This is a genomic window from Bacillus cereus group sp. BfR-BA-01382, from assembly GCF_022663475.1.
In the GTDB taxonomy this organism is placed as follows: Bacteria; Bacillota; Bacilli; order Bacillales; family Bacillaceae_G; genus Bacillus_A; species Bacillus_A thuringiensis_S.
The window spans coordinates 1-14,524 of sequence record NZ_JAKUFQ010000123.1 but is presented as its reverse complement, the minus strand read 5'-3'; the positions used below and the strand labels follow the sequence as shown (position 1 = coordinate 14,524).

The window sequence follows — 14,524 nt, the reverse complement described above, 5'->3', positions numbered from 1 at the left end:
TGGTTCTACAGAATCATCTAACGATTCTTCTTCACAAGAATAAGAAAGTGAAAAAATCAGTTCTCATTAGGAGAGCTGATTTTTTTATTTCTATATAAAAATAATCAATTTCGAGAAAAAAGTTGCAAAAACAAGGAAAAATGACGAGATTCTCGAATATATATTACAAAAGGGAGGGGATACTGTGTCATTTTTATTTGTTCTGTCGACTGCTATTATTTTATTGTTTGTTTTATTCACTTTATATTATTATATTGCCGGTAAGAAAGAGGTTCCCCACCATCAGTTGTTAGAAGAAGAATTGGAACGAGAAGAATGACGCCTTTTATACAAGGTGTCATTTTTTTTGGCCATAATAGTCAGTTTTAACGTATTTCTCACAAAAAAATGTAATTTTTCTTAACTTAGTCCGCAAAAATAGTGAACATGTAGCATATATCAGTAGTGCGGGCAATACAATGGTATAAACCAAAGCAAAGAGAGTGTTTGAGGTGAGAAATCGTGAATCATTTCATTATAAATCCAAGAATGTTTAACGCTTACAAACAGCACTCACACTTACTTCTTAGTCGTATGCAGCGAGGCTCATTTCACCCTTCTCACATCCAAATTAGGGAGGCGAGTGGTGTGCACGATTACATCAAAGAGAGAACTATCAAGATTGGTAAGTATATCGTGGAGACAAGAAAGACAGTGCGTGTCATTGCAAAGGAATTTGGGGTATCAAAGAGTACAGTTCATAAAGATTTAACAGAACGTCTACCAGAGATTAATCCAGAGCTCGCAAATGAAGTAAAAGAAATTCTTGATTATCATAAGTCTATTCGTCATTTAAGAGGTGGAGAAGCAACAAAACAAAAGTATAGAAAAGAAGATGTAGAGAAGCCTGTACGTCAATAATGTTACAGTAGCAAACATTCCGTTCACATTCGGTAATATTTTTCAGAAGAATTCTTTTTGCGAATATTACGTTTCTGTTAAATTTATGATAAAATCAGAAATTAGGTGAAAAGAATTCGGGTGTAACCTGATTTTGAATATCGAGGAGGAAAAAACGGGAATGTTTGCGCGAGATATCGGAATTGACCTAGGTACGGCTAATGTATTAATTCATGTTAAAGGTAAGGGTATTGTATTAAACGAGCCATCTGTTGTGGCAATTGATCGTAATAGTGGTAAAGTATTAGCAGTCGGTGAAGAAGCGAGAAGTATGGTGGGACGTACGCCTGGTAATATTGTAGCAATTCGTCCGCTTAAAGATGGTGTAATAGCAGATTTCGAAATTACAGAAGCAATGTTAAAGTATTTCATTAACAAATTGGACGTAAAGAGCTTCTTTTCAAAACCTCGTATTTTAATTTGTTGTCCAACAAATATTACATCAGTAGAACAAAAAGCAATTCGTGAAGCTGCTGAACGTTCAGGTGGTAAAACAGTATTTTTAGAAGAAGAACCAAAAGTAGCCGCAGTTGGTGCTGGTATGGAAATCTTCCAACCAAGCGGTAACATGGTTGTTGATATTGGTGGAGGTACAACAGATATCGCTGTACTATCTATGGGTGATATTGTTACCTCTTCCTCTATCAAAATGGCTGGCGATAAGTTTGATATGGAGATCTTAAACTATATTAAACGTAAGTATAAGCTATTAATCGGGGAACGTACTTCAGAAGATATTAAAATTAAGGTTGGTACAGTATTCCCAGGTGCACGTAGCGAAGAACTTGAAATTCGCGGACGTGACATGGTAACAGGCTTACCACGTACAATTACAGTATGCTCTGAAGAAATTACAGAAGCATTAAAAGAAAATGCAGCTGTTATTGTACAAGCTGCAAAAGGCGTATTAGAGCGCACACCACCAGAATTATCTGCAGATATCATCGACCGCGGTGTTATTCTAACAGGCGGTGGAGCTTTACTACACGGTATTGACATGCTTCTAGCAGAAGAACTAAAAGTACCGGTATTAATTGCTGAAAACCCAATGCACTGCGTTGCGGTTGGTACAGGTATTATGTTAGAGAATATCGACAGATTACCAAAGCGTGCTTTGAGATAATTTGAAAGAACTAAGGCTGACGCTTTAGTTCTTTTTTCGTTTTTATATTTTTTTATTTTGATTTTTTGCGAAAATGGAAGGAAAATAGAGAAATATGAAGGAAACAGGTAAAATATTCATATATATGGTTAAATTTAATATTTCCTTATTTGAAAACGTTTATAATATAATGAGTCGAATACGACATTAAGGCAAATAATGTTTCAATACATATTGCCTTTCCCTAATTTGGGCATACACTCTTTTCTACCTCCGTGTCAGTTGCAAAAATGTGCAACTATTTTAATGGAATAGAGTGTGTGCATTTTTTTTTAGGAAGTTGTGCTAAATATAAAATGTTACTTTGTAATGACAAATAATAAACAAAATGGGATAATAGCAATATGTCCAAGTGGTAAGACCAATATTACAAAAGGGGCGATTGTTACATGCTAAATATAGAACAAATTAAAGAAATCATTCCTCACCGCTATCCATTTCTACTTGTTGATAAAATATTAGAAGTAGATGAAGGAAAAAGAGCGGTTGGGATTAAAAATGTATCCGCAAACGAAGAATTCTTTAACGGACACTTCCCTGACTATGCAGTTATGCCTGGTGTACTTATTGTAGAAGCATTAGCGCAAGTTGGAGCAGTTGCAGTATTAAAGAAAGAAGAAAACCGCGGAAGACTTGCTTTCTTTGCAGGTATCGACAATTGCCGTTTCAAAAAACAAGTACGACCAGGTGATCAGCTTCGTCTAGAAGTAGAAATGACACGCGTACGCGGCCCGATTGGAAAAGGAAAAGCAATCGCAACAGTAGATGGTGAAGTTGCATGTGAGGCAGAAATTACATTTGCGATTGGTGATAAAAAAGAATAGAAATTAAAAAATCTCCTTGTGAAAAGACAAGGAGATTTTTTAATTTCTGCTATATAACGATGAAGCGATAATTTACAAACTAATCAGAAAATAACTTGTAAATAGATGGCAATTACCATATACTTACTTTATTATTTATCTAGAAAACAGGATAAGTGATAAAGGTAATAAAGAAATAAGGGCATTGTCATATTGTTAAGGTACTTAAATAAGACAAAGTAGAATGTTATTGATTATGATGAAATGTGGGGAACTCAGCAAGAATATTAATTAGACGTATGAAATCGAGCATAAAAGAGAGAAAAGGGAAATGTCGCATTTCACAAAAGGAGATTATGAATATGTTCGGGAGAAAGAAAAGAAAACCATTACGACAATTAATTACACATAAAGAGCCTAAATCGCGTATTACAGAACAATACCGTAACATTCGTACAAACATTGAGTTTACATCTGTAGATAATCATGTTCGTTCTATCATTGTTACTTCAGCAGATCCAGGTGATGGGAAAACAACAACAATCGCAAACTTAGCAGTCGTTTTCGGACAACAAGGAAAGAAAGTTTTATTAATTGGAGCTGACTTGCGTAAGCCGACGATACAAAACTTATTTGCCATTCATAGTTCAAATGGGTTAACGAACTTATTATCAGGACAAGCAAAACTTATGCAATGCATTCAAAAAACAGATATAGAGAACGTATACTTAATGGCAGCAGGTCCAATCCCGCCAAACCCAGCAGAACTATTAGGGAGCCGGGCAATGGACGAGGCGTTGCTAGAAGCATATAACATGTTTGATATTATATTAATTGACACACCACCTGTCCTTGCGGTTACGGATGCACAAATACTTGCGAATAAATGTGATGGAATCGTACTCGTTGTACGCAGTGAAAAGACAGAAAAAGATAAAATCGTAAAAGCGAAACAAATATTAGATAAAGCATCAGGAAAAATACTTGGAGTCGTTTTAAACGATAAAAGAGAAGAAAAAGAGCAGTATGGTTATTACTAAAATAGAAAAAAGCCAATAAGGAATACTTGTTGGCTTTTTTCTCATTTTGAAATTTATTTCTCAAGTTACATAGTATAAAAAACGTGATATGATAAATATTTTGGAAAATCATTGGAATGTGTTGTCATATTTAAGATTATTTTGTAAGATTAAACTTGTTTCTTGTGAACAAATATAGAACTGAATTATTAAAAATAAAAAATGTAAGATTTATATGTTATAATTTTTCCTATGTGTAAATTTTAGAAAGTTGGAGGAACCTATGGAAGAAACAATTAGTCTAAAAGAGTTATTTCATATCTTAAAAAAACGTTTAGCAATGATCCTCGTAATCGCCTTTGGTGCAGCTATTGTAAGTGCTATCATTAGCTTTTTCTTTATGACACCAATCTATCAATCTTCGACGCAGATTCTTGTTAACCAGAAGAAGCAAGAAGGAGCAGCGATTCAATACAATGAGGTACAAACAAATATTCAATTAACAAATACATACAAGGTTATTATTAAAAGCCCTGTTATTTTGGATCAAGTGAAAGAAAAGCTAGGTTTAAATATGACAGTACAAGAGCTAAACAATAAAATTGAAGTAGCTAATGAGAAAGACTCACAAGTAGTGGCGGTAACTGCGCAAGATAAAGATCCAAAACTAGCTCGTGATATTGCTAATACAACTGCAGAAGTGTTTCAAGGTGAAGTTGCTAAAATTATGAGTGTTGATAACGTAACAGTATTATCAAAAGCAGAAGTTGCAGAAAATCTCTCTCCAATTAAACCACGTCCAATGTTAAATGTGGCAATTGCTTTCGTTGTTGGTTTAATGGCTTCAGTTGGTCTTGCATTCTTACTAGAATACTTAGATAACACAGTGAAGAAAGAAGAAGATGTAGAAAACTTACTTGGCTTACCAGTATTAGGAATTGTAGCTCGTATGGATGAAGAAACAATGAACGTGAAATCACACGCTCCAGCATCAAGAAAAGTGAGGGGACAAACAATTGGCTCTTAATTTATTTAAAAAGAAAAAGAATCATCGTCAACGTCGTCAATTAATTGCTCATCAACAACCGAAATCACCAATTTCAGAACAATATCGTAATATTCGAACGAATATTGAATTTGCAGCTGTTGACACGAATTTACATTCATTAATGGTAACATCTGCGAACCCAAGTGAAGGGAAAACGACAACGACAGCGAATATGGCAGTTGTGTTTGCTCAACAAGGAAAAAAAGTATTATTAATTGATGCAGATATGCGTAAACCAGCAATGCATCAAATGTTCCAAGTAGATAATATTTTTGGACTCACAAACGTATTAACACATAGTGAACGTTTAGAAAAATGTGTACAAACGACATCTGTAGACAATCTACACTTTTTAGCTTGTGGTCCAATCCCACCAAACCCGGCAGAATTGTTAGGTTCAAAATCAATGAAAGAACTTCTTGGACAAGCATACAGTATGTATGATTTAGTTATTTTTGATATGCCACCAATTTTAGCTGTAACCGATGCGCAAATTATGGCAAATGTATGCGATGCTTCTATTCTTGTTGTTCGTAGTGAATCAACAGAAAAGGAAACGGCAGTAAAAGCAAAAGGATTGTTAGAATCGGCTAAAGGTAAATTGTTAGGCGTTGTTCTAAACGATCGTGAACGTGAAGAAGGCTTATATTATTATTACGGTGCAAACTAATTAAAAGAGTGAGATATGGTTGAAACATATCTCCTTTTTTCCCTTGAATATGAGATATTTCTCATATTCAAGGGAAAAAAGATTTTTATATGAGAGAGGGAGATGAAACAAATGATAGATTTACATTGTCACATTTTACCTGGTATCGATGACGGTGCACAGACAGTAACAGATAGTTTAGCAATGGCACAACAAGCCGTTTCAGAAGGAATACATACAGTTGTTGCTACACCACATCATCAAAATGGAAAATATATAAATGAACATACCTCAATTATTCATCACGTAAAACAACTAAATGATGAACTACAACAACATAATATCCCGCTTACTATTTTACCGGGGCAAGAGGTCAGGTTATATGGTGATTTATTAGAAGACTATGAAGCTGGTAAAATCGTTACTTTAAATGAGACAAATAAATATATATTCATTGAATTTCCATCTAATCATGTACCTCGTTATGCTGAACAACTATTATATGAACTGCGCGTTAAGGGAATGATTCCAATTATCGTTCATCCGGAACGTAATGCCGAGTTAATCGAGCGGCCAGATAAGTTATATAACATTGTAAATAAAGGTGCATTAACACAAGTGACAGCGGGTAGTTTACTTGGGAAATTTGGCAAGAAAATTAAAAAATTCTCACTACAGCTTGTAGAACATAATTTAACACATATGGTCGCTTCAGATGCACATAACACGACATCAAGAGGATTTCATTTAGCGGAAAGCTATGAACTAATTGGGAAAGAATTTGGAATGAATGTTATGAGTGATTTGAAAGAAAATCCGTACTTATTAATTAGCGGGAAGGCAATTTATAAAGAAGATCCAGAACAACTTCGTCGCAAAAAATTATTCGGTATTTTTTAAATAAAGAATTGGTGATGTCTCCTAACCGTTATCAACGGGGGCACTCGGTCGTGCTGTGGGTAGAAATTTTATTTCATGCCTACCTTAGACGCTTGTCGTCGGGAGTATGGCGTGAGGATGGGTTAGATGCCCATAATTTATTTGTAATAGAAACTCTACCTATGGAGTTATAAAAATGACTCTATAGGTAGGGTTTTTGTTATTGTTACATACAAATAAATAGATTTATAGGGGGAGTATAATTGAAAAAAGTAAGAAAAGCAATTATCCCAGCTGCTGGTCTTGGGACAAGATTTTTACCAGCAACGAAAGCGATGCCGAAAGAAATGTTACCGATCGTTGATAAACCGACAATTCAATACATAATAGAAGAAGCGATTGAATCAGGAATTGAAGATATTATTATTGTTACTGGAAAAGGTAAACGTGCCATTGAAGATCATTTTGATCATTCATTTGAACTAGAACAAAATCTTTTAGAAAAAGGGAAGTATGAAATGCTTGAAAAAGTACAAGCTTCTTCAAAAATTAACATTCATTACATAAGACAAAAAGAACCGAAGGGTTTAGGGCATGCAGTATGGTGTGCGCGTAAATTTATTGGAAATGAACCATTTGCGGTATTACTTGGTGATGATATTGTACAAGCAGAAACACCATGTTTACGTCAATTAATGGATCAATATGAAGGTACACAGTCATCTGTAATAGGTGTACAAACGGTGCCAGAAAATGAAACAGATCGTTACGGTATTATTGATCCAGTTGAACAAAATGAACGTCGTTATCAGGTGCGTCAATTTGTAGAAAAGCCAGCTCAAGGAACAGCACCATCTAATTTGGCAATCATGGGACGTTACATATTAACACCAGAAATCTTTATGTTCCTAGAGAATCAGCAGACGGGTGCAGGTGGCGAAATTCAATTAACAGATGCGATTCAACGTTTAAATGAAATTCAGCGTGTGTTTGCTTATGACTTTGAAGGGATTCGTTATGATGTTGGGGAGAAGTTTGGATTTATTAAGACGACAATTGAGATGGCACTCCAACATGAATCCTTAAGAGAAGAGTTAATGAGTTATATGAAGGAACTTGTAAAAAAAGAAAATGTACATATTTAAAGTGAGGTGAAAAGGCATTGGCCTTAACTAAAGTATCAAGTGAAGCTGTAAAAGAACAAGGAATGCTTGTTGCTGAAGAGATAAATCAGAGTGTTTTTTATTTATTTATGAAGCGTGTAATAGATATATTAGGTTCATTATGCGGTCTTATTTTTCTTTTTCCTGTTTTACTTGTTATAGCGTTACTTATTAAGTTAGAAGATCCTAAGGGTTCCATTCTTTTTAAGCAGGTTCGTGTTGGGAAAAATGAAAAGGAGTTTGGAATGTATAAATTTCGTTCCATGGTGACAGATGCAGAAGAGCGATTAAAGGATTTATTAGAACATAATGAAGTATCAGGGGCAATGTTTAAAATGAAAGAAGACCCCCGTGTCACGAAAATTGGCAGGTTTATTCGGAAAACGAGTATCGATGAATTACCACAATTATTAAATGTACTAAAAGGTGAAATGAGTTTAGTTGGACCGCGTCCACCGCTTCCAAGAGAGGTAAAAGAATATACTTTGTATGATAAACAGAGATTGCTTGTTACACCAGGCTGTACAGGACTTTGGCAAGTTACAGAGAGAAACAGTGTTGGTTTCGCAGAGATGGTGGAATTAGATTTAACTTATATTAGAAAGCGTAATATTAGGTTTGATTGTAAGTTAATATTAAAGACGGTATTAGTTTTAGTTGGCTCGAAAGATGCCTATTGATGAATAGTTCAATTAGTAGGTTAGATTTAAAAAGTGATAGTTGGTACACTAACTTGTATTTAAGTATAAAATGTCTGCAAGGGAGATTTTTAAGATGAATATAGCGGTAGTAGGGACTGGATACGTAGGTCTAGTGACAGGTGTAGGTTTATCAGAAGTAGGACATAGTGTTACTTGTATTGATATGGATGAAAAAAAAGTGGAGAAAATGCAAGGTGGGCAATCACCAATTTATGAGCCTGGTTTAGATGAGTTAATGTTGAAAAACATTGAGGCTGGACGCTTAAATTTTACTACAGACCATCTAATAGCATTTAAAGAAGCTCAAGTCATTTATATAGCGGTAGGTACTCCTGAAAATGAAGATGGAACAGCAAACTTAACTTATGTTAATCAAGTTATAGAACAAATTGCTCAAAATATAAAACAAGATATTATAGTAGTAACAAAAAGTACAGTACCTGTAGGAACTAATCATTATATTAAAGGTAGATTAAAAGAGCTATTAGTGGAAGATATTAAAATTGAGGTAGTATCAAATCCAGAGTTCCTTCGAGAAGGATCTGCAGTTTATGATATATTCAACGGTGATCGTATTGTAATTGGTGCTGAATGTGATGAAGCATTAGAAGTAATGCGTAAGGTTAATAAACCTTTTGGTATTCCTATATATGAAACTGATATTTGTAGTGCTGAAATGATTAAATACGCTTCTAATGCATTCTTAGCTACAAAAATTAGTTTTATTAATGAAATTGCTAACGTATGTGAAAAAGTAGGTGCTGATGTAGAGAAAGTAGCCCTTGGAATGGGGTTAGATAGCCGTGTTGGTAACCAATTCCTAAAAGCTGGAATCGGTTATGGGGGCTCTTGTTTCCCAAAAGATACAAAGGCACTTAAAAAAATCGCAGAAAATGTAGACTATGATTTTAGCTTGTTAAGTTCGGTTATTCAATTTAACAATAAGCAACAAAGGAAGCTACTTGATCAAGCTATAAAGGATTTTGGGACATTAGAAGGAAAAAAAGTAGGTATATTGGGACTAACTTTTAAGCCTAATACAGATGATATGCGAGAAGCAGCTTCACTAGTTATTATCCCAGAACTTATAGAAATGGGTGCACATGTAAAAGCTTATGATCCAATAGCAATTGATAATGCAAAGAAAATCTTACCTAGTACAATAGAATATACAAATGAAGTAATAGAAGCGATTGAAGATACAGAAATTGTATTTATTTTAACAGAATGGGATGAAATTAAATCTATACCATTAGAAAAATTTGAGAACAAAATGAAAGATCCAAATATATATGATGGCAGAAATTGTTTTGGAATTGAAGCTGTGAAAAATAGTAATATAAACTATTTTTCAGTAGGAAGAGAAGCTATTAAAAGAAGCAATGTAAGGGTTTAGTTTAAATTGTAATTTTTAACTAGAGATTTGTAAAAAAGTTAGTATCAATTATATAAGGTATATGAAGGAGGAGGAATATTGAAAATATGTTTCGCTGCTTCATCAGGGGGGCATCTAGAGCAATTAATGATGCTACATCCAATGATGAAAGATCATGATAGTTTTATTTTGACAGAGAAGACAAATTACCGATTTAATTCAAAAGGCATTAAGTCTTATGATGTCATTCAAATTAATAGAAGGGAATTCTCCTTCTTTTTTAAATTTATTATTTTAGTTTTTCAGTCTATATTTATTTTATTGAAAGAGAAACCGGATGTTGTTATCTCTACTGGAGCATTAGCGACAGTGCCCATGTGTTTATTAGCTAAGTTGTTTAAGAAGAAATTAATTTTTATAGAATCCTTTTCTAAAATCACTTCACCGACTATTACAGGTAAATTGATGTATAAGTATGCAGATTTATTCTTAGTGCAATGGGAAGATATGAAACAATTTTATCCAGATGCAATTTATGGAGGCGGAATATATTGATTTTTGTAACAGTAGGTTCCCAAAAATTCCAATTTGATAGATTGTTAAAAGAAGTTGATCGTTTGGTTGAAGAAAAAAAAATAAAACCAGATGAAGTGTTTGCTCAAATTGGTTATTCAACATACGAACCACGTTATTACTCATACAAAAAATTTTTAAATAAAGAAGAATTTTTGGATTTAATATTTAAAAGTGAAATAGTAATTACTCATGGAGGAACAGGCTCTATTATAAATGGGGTAAAACAAGAAAAGAAAGTAATAGGTGTTCCTCGAACTGTAGAATATGGTGAACATGTAGACAATCACCAGTTTGAAATAATTGAACAATTCACAAATTCAAACTTAATATATGGAATTTCGGATGTTAAAGAACTAGAAAAATCATTAGATGTTGTAAAAGAAATGAATTTCAAAAAATATCAATCTAATACTAGTAATATTATTGATATACTTGAGACGTTTTTAAAAAAGACTCTATGATGTATATAACTAAAAATATATAGAAATAGGTGAGCGAATGAAAGTTATCATGATTGGATCTCACATACGTGTAACAGGTGGGATTACCAGAGTGGTAAAGAACTATATACAAGCGGGCCTTAATGAGAAAACTGATTTAGAATATTTTCCAACTTATTATGGCAGTAATCATTTTGTAAATATAGTTTATTTTATAATTCAATATGTAAAGTTGTTCTTTAAACTCAATATACTAAAAAAACAATATGATATAGCTCATATTCATATGTCGTATAGGGGAAGTTTTATTCGAAAAAGTAAAATTATAAAGATGTTGCATAAGAATGGCATTCCAATTGTATTACATATGCATGGCTCTCAATTTAAAGATTTTTATAATGAAAGTTCGGATAAAAGAAAGAAAGATATTGTGGATGCATTAAACAAGGTAACCGTGATATTAGCTTTAGGAGAGCAGTGGAAAGAATACTATAAATCAATTAGTACAGCGAAAGTGGTTTCTTTAGATAATGCAGTTTTTCCGAAAAACGTCAGCAGTAATTCCCAGAATGCGGTTTATATCACAACAATGGGAGTGCTTTCTCAAAGAAAAGGTACATATGATTTGATTGAGGTAGGCGCTAAATTAAAAGGAAAAATAGATAATAAATATAAATTTGTTTTAGCCGGCGATGGAGAAATCGATAAGGTCAAAAAGAAAATTGCTGAAATGGGATTAGAAGATTTGTTTATTGTTCCAGGTTGGATATCAGATGAGACTAAGATAGAAGAAATTTATCGAAAAAGTGCCATTTATGTACTACCCTCCTATAATGAAGGCATGCCAATGTCTATATTAGAAGCAATGAGTTACGGTTTACCTGTTATATCTACCGATGTTGGTTCTATTGCTTCTGTTGTAGGAGAAGAGAATGGGTTTGTAATAAAGCCAGGAGATGTAACAGAATTAGCAGATAAAATCATTTATTTATTAAATAACCCACACAATATGGAATTTTTCGGTGAAAATAACACAAAAAAAATATCTGAAAAATATAATGTATATAATTCTTTGGAGGAAGTTTACTTATTATACGAGGAAATACTAAAAAATAAATAAGTTGTTTTTTAGTTAATAATTTTTAGTGATTATTTCTTTATTATAAATTTTAAAGGTACATATAATAGAGATATAAGCATAAAGAGAAAAAATGTTAGGCTATTGTGTTTATAGCTAGTAAAATAATATAGAAATAAAATTAGTTCTTCGGAAATAAGAAAGATAAAAAAGGAAATTATATTTATTTTGGTTTTACGTAAAATTGAAAGTACTGTAAAACTCCAAGTGAATGTAATAGATAGGAATAGAGTAATGAATAAAATAATTGTAGGTAGTGTATTCTTTTTTTCTTATTTTCTTATTATGGGAAATAAGTTCAATAATATATATGTATACCCATCTGCTTTGATATGTTTTATTTATATTATGTATACCTTATTTAATTTATTAAAGGTAAAACGCATAAAGATTAATATAACTAAACAAGAATTGACAATGATAGTGGCACTTATGGTGTATATGCTATTTACATTAGTAATAGGGTTATATATGGGAATTGAGAATAAATCTATATATAAAGTATATCTAAATAATTTATATATTATAACATTTATATTTATTCTTGTTTTTTTTAAGTGGACAGATGATTTTTCGATTAGATTCGCTAGAATCTTTAGTTATATATTAATTATTATGGGAATAATGGGTATTTTCTTTTATATTAAAGGAATCTATGGAATTAATATTACTTTTACTTCACCATTTTTCACCACGTATGATGAGAATACCATGATGCATTATTTTAACGAAGTTAGGCTGCAATCAATATTCTCACAAAAAACAAAGTATGCCTTTTATTGTCTAACAGGAATGTTCTTGTTAAAAATTAATCCATATTTAGATGTGAAAATACGTTGGATTGGAATAATAATATTAGCCATTAATGTTGTACTTACAAATTCGATGATGTCTCTTGTGGCGATGGCGGCATTAATAGTTACGTTTATTAATTATAAAAAAATTAATAAATATTTTAGATATCTTATTGCTTTTGCTACAATTTTGGGAGCTTCTATATGTAGTTTACTAGTGTTAAATTATACTTCAAATATACGAGATTTAAGTAGTTGGGGCTCAAGGAAATATATTTGGGAGGGTGCACTAGATCTTTTAAAACAAAATCCTTATGGAGTGATAGACAATTGGTATTTATATAGAATAAATACATATTTTCAAGGCGCACATAATGTGTTTTTAAATGAATTTCTCGATTACGGAATTATAGGTGGTAGCATATTCTTGCTTGTTTATTGTCTCTTTTTCTACAATTTATTTAAAATTGATAAGAGAACGATAGGCTTCTTTTCAGCTACGACAATATTATTTATGGTTGATAATGTTTATTATTGGGAGATAATTCCTGTTTTTTGGTTCTCTTATTTAATAATCAAAGTTTTCTTGAATAGTAATGAGGAATTAACTGATGTGAAATCCATTAAAACGTAAATCAGAATAATTTTTTAGTAAAAGGTAGCAAAATGTTTATTTGCTACCTTTTATAATGAAATTAAAAAGATGTAGGAAATTATAAGAGGTAAATAAATATGAAAAAAATTTTACTTGTACCAAAGAGTCAATATGGATATAACACGGATTATTTGAAAATGGTTGATTATTTAGCTGATCAAAATATAGAGATTGATATATATTGTTTCGATAATGGAAATAATAAAGTGAAAATTCCGAATAATGTTAATTTGGAATATGTATCACGTAGCAAAAATAAATTTATTAATTATGCCAAATATAATTTAGGTATAATTAAATATATTATGAAAAATAGAAAAGAATATAATTGGATTATTATAAGCGGAACAATTGAATATTGTGGTCTTATTCCAATGTTAATGAAAAAAATAACACCTGGAACAAAATGGATAATGGATATTCGGACATGTGCTGTGTTTGCTAGTGAAAAGAAAAGACGTTTTTATGATAATGCCATGAAGTGGTCTACAAGGTTTTTTGATCATGTTACAGTTATTTCTAATTTGTTAGCAAAAAAATTACAAATACCAAAGTATACGTTATTACCTTTAGGAGCAAACCGCATTGTTGATATAAGCCAAAAAGAGCTTAATAAAGGTGAGATTAGATTTCTATATGTGGGGACATTTGAGAATAGAAATTTTGAAAATGTTATTAAAGCGTATGATATTTTTTGTACAAGAGTAGGTAAGAGTATAAAAACCCAATTTGATATAGTTGGTTTTGCATATACGGAAAAATATCAACAAAAAGTTATAAGAGCAATAGATGATGCAGAAAATAAAGACAAGATACAATATCATGGTAGAAAGAGCCACGATGAAATAAGAGATCTTTTCGGACAAGCAACAGTAGGTTTTTCTTATGTACCAATTACAGATTACTATGACGTACAACCTCCTACTAAAACATATGAATATATTATTAATGGAATTGTATGTATAGGTACTAATACAAAAGCTAATGCAGAAATTATTAATAGTACAAACGGAATACTGATTAGTGACGATATAAATAGCATTGTTAATGGGATGGAAAGGGTTTTAGAAGATATCTCTAAATACAATGTATTAAAATTAGCAGCAACTGTTGAGTATTACGAATGGGAAAAAATAGAATCCCGATTTTATAGATTTTTAAAAGAAATAGACATTAAAGATAA

Annotated in this window: 16 protein-coding genes; all 16 read left to right on the top strand. The window is 32.0% G+C overall.

Translation table 11 applies throughout. The features are described 5' to 3' along the window. Nucleotides 1–184: 184 nt before the first annotated feature. Entirely contained in the window at nt 185–319 is a 135-nt protein-coding gene (locus MR160_RS29505) for a hypothetical protein (protein WP_000008903.1), read from the top strand. Between the two features lie 308 nt (nt 320–627). Further along, complete coding sequence (gene spoIIID / locus MR160_RS29500; protein ID WP_000544012.1) at nt 628–900, top strand: sporulation transcriptional regulator SpoIIID; 273 nt, start codon at nt 628–630, stop codon at nt 898–900. A 160-nt stretch (nt 901–1,060) separates the two neighbouring features. Beyond that, the gene (gene mreB / locus MR160_RS29495) at nt 1,061–2,062 is read left to right on the top strand and encodes a rod shape-determining protein (RefSeq protein ID WP_000457978.1); all 1,002 of its coding nucleotides are present in this window, start codon (nt 1,061–1,063) and stop codon (nt 2,060–2,062) included. Between the two features lie 428 nt (nt 2,063–2,490). Further along, a complete protein-coding gene (gene fabZ, locus MR160_RS29490; protein WP_000931959.1) occupies nt 2,491–2,925 on the top strand; it encodes a 3-hydroxyacyl-ACP dehydratase FabZ in 435 nt (144 codons plus the stop codon). Nucleotides 2,926–3,266: 341 nt separating this feature from the next. Next, nucleotides 3,267–3,944 carry a CpsD/CapB family tyrosine-protein kinase gene (locus MR160_RS29485; protein WP_000467944.1) on the top strand — a complete coding sequence of 226 codons (678 nt, stop codon included), beginning with the start codon at nt 3,267–3,269 and terminating at the stop codon, nt 3,942–3,944. A gap of 262 nt (nt 3,945–4,206) precedes the next feature. Continuing rightward, a complete protein-coding gene (locus MR160_RS29480) occupies nt 4,207–4,950 on the top strand; it encodes a YveK family protein (protein WP_242298863.1) in 744 nt (247 codons plus the stop codon). After that, a complete protein-coding gene (locus MR160_RS29475) occupies nt 4,940–5,641 on the top strand; it encodes a CpsD/CapB family tyrosine-protein kinase (RefSeq protein ID WP_001207164.1) in 702 nt (233 codons plus the stop codon). Before MR160_RS29480 ends, MR160_RS29475 begins: the two co-directional genes overlap by 11 nt. A gap of 111 nt (nt 5,642–5,752) precedes the next feature. Then, nucleotides 5,753–6,520 (top strand): tyrosine-protein phosphatase, encoded by a 768-nt coding sequence (locus tag MR160_RS29470; RefSeq protein ID WP_199664160.1) that lies wholly within the window; start codon nt 5,753–5,755, stop codon nt 6,518–6,520. Between the two features lie 242 nt (nt 6,521–6,762). Continuing rightward, complete coding sequence (gene galU / locus MR160_RS29465; protein ID WP_017763794.1) at nt 6,763–7,644, top strand: UTP--glucose-1-phosphate uridylyltransferase GalU; 882 nt, start codon at nt 6,763–6,765, stop codon at nt 7,642–7,644. A gap of 17 nt (nt 7,645–7,661) precedes the next feature. Continuing rightward, entirely contained in the window at nt 7,662–8,342 is a 681-nt protein-coding gene (locus MR160_RS29460; protein ID WP_017763793.1) for a sugar transferase, read from the top strand. Between the two features lie 94 nt (nt 8,343–8,436). Further along, a complete protein-coding gene (locus MR160_RS29455) occupies nt 8,437–9,759 on the top strand; it encodes a UDP-glucose dehydrogenase family protein (protein ID WP_017763792.1) in 1,323 nt (440 codons plus the stop codon). A 78-nt stretch (nt 9,760–9,837) separates the two neighbouring features. Beyond that, nucleotides 9,838–10,293: a PssD/Cps14F family polysaccharide biosynthesis glycosyltransferase gene (pssD, locus tag MR160_RS29450; protein WP_242298862.1), complete on the top strand. Its 456-nt coding sequence runs from the start codon at nt 9,838–9,840 to the stop codon at nt 10,291–10,293. After that, nucleotides 10,290–10,775: a PssE/Cps14G family polysaccharide biosynthesis glycosyltransferase gene (gene pssE / locus MR160_RS29445; protein WP_242298861.1), complete on the top strand. Its 486-nt coding sequence runs from the start codon at nt 10,290–10,292 to the stop codon at nt 10,773–10,775. Before pssD ends, pssE begins: the two co-directional genes overlap by 4 nt. Before the next feature lie 37 nt (nt 10,776–10,812). Further along, nucleotides 10,813–11,874 (top strand): glycosyltransferase family 4 protein, encoded by a 1,062-nt coding sequence (locus MR160_RS29440; RefSeq protein WP_017763789.1) that lies wholly within the window; start codon nt 10,813–10,815, stop codon nt 11,872–11,874. 252 nt (nt 11,875–12,126) lie between these two features. Beyond that, a complete protein-coding gene (locus MR160_RS29435) occupies nt 12,127–13,320 on the top strand; it encodes an O-antigen ligase family protein (RefSeq protein ID WP_240816911.1) in 1,194 nt (397 codons plus the stop codon). Between the two features lie 98 nt (nt 13,321–13,418). Further along, nucleotides 13,419–14,524, top strand: a 1,106-nt coding sequence (locus MR160_RS29430; RefSeq protein ID WP_242298860.1) for a glycosyltransferase family 4 protein, incomplete at its 3' end; no start/stop codon positions are given.

What these genes read in the sequence shown, in the direction of transcription:
- mreB (WP_000457978.1), top strand. Translation starts at nt 1,061, where the DNA reads ATGTTTGCGCGAGATATCGGAATTGACCTAGGTACGGCTAATGTATTA.
- fabZ (WP_000931959.1), top strand. Translation starts at nt 2,491, where the DNA reads ATGCTAAATATAGAACAAATTAAAGAAATCATTCCTCACCGCTATCCA.
- MR160_RS29485 (WP_000467944.1), top strand. Translation starts at nt 3,267, where the DNA reads ATGTTCGGGAGAAAGAAAAGAAAACCATTACGACAATTAATTACACAT.
- MR160_RS29480 (WP_242298863.1), top strand. Translation starts at nt 4,207, where the DNA reads ATGGAAGAAACAATTAGTCTAAAAGAGTTATTTCATATCTTAAAAAAA.
- MR160_RS29470 (WP_199664160.1), top strand. Translation starts at nt 5,753, where the DNA reads ATGATAGATTTACATTGTCACATTTTACCTGGTATCGATGACGGTGCA.
- MR160_RS29455 (WP_017763792.1), top strand. Translation starts at nt 8,437, where the DNA reads ATGAATATAGCGGTAGTAGGGACTGGATACGTAGGTCTAGTGACAGGT.
- MR160_RS29440 (WP_017763789.1), top strand. Translation starts at nt 10,813, where the DNA reads ATGAAAGTTATCATGATTGGATCTCACATACGTGTAACAGGTGGGATT.
- MR160_RS29435 (WP_240816911.1), top strand. Translation starts at nt 12,127, where the DNA reads ATGAATAAAATAATTGTAGGTAGTGTATTCTTTTTTTCTTATTTTCTT.